This is a genomic window from Bacillus sp. SIMBA_008 (assembly GCF_046535495.1).
Classification (GTDB): domain Bacteria; phylum Bacillota; class Bacilli; order Bacillales; family Bacillaceae; genus Bacillus; species Bacillus subtilis.
On sequence record NZ_JAWRWL010000160.1, the window covers coordinates 1 to 340 of the forward strand.

General features: G+C 32.9%; 1 protein-coding gene. It reads right to left on the reverse strand.

Going from position 1 to position 340, the window contains the following annotated elements:
- A partial coding sequence (locus SB658_RS22620) for an ABC transporter permease (protein WP_410602463.1) occupies window positions 1-311 on the reverse strand: 311 nt, incomplete at its 3' end.
- Window positions 312-340: the final 29 nt, after the last annotated feature.

Below are 340 nucleotides of genomic sequence, written 5' to 3' on the forward strand. Positions count from 1 at the left end.
ATAAATGGAACCATAATCATCGTAATGCAGGTCAATGCAAATAAATAAACAGCGAGCATAACAGCGATGGCAAAGATGTTATGACCTATGCTGATCTTGAGTAAGTATTTTCCCGCAAGTATTATAACGATTATATGAATGATTCCGGAAATATAAGTAGCAGCCATTTTGGATAAAACATATTTTGTATAGTTTATAGGCGTACTTAGTAATCGGCTGAAAGTATTATTCTCTTTTTCATCAATAAGTGTTCTTAACCCTTGAATAACAACAAACCAAATAAACATTACAAGAAAACCAATTAATCTCACGGTCGCATTATCCTGAGTATGTTTACCCT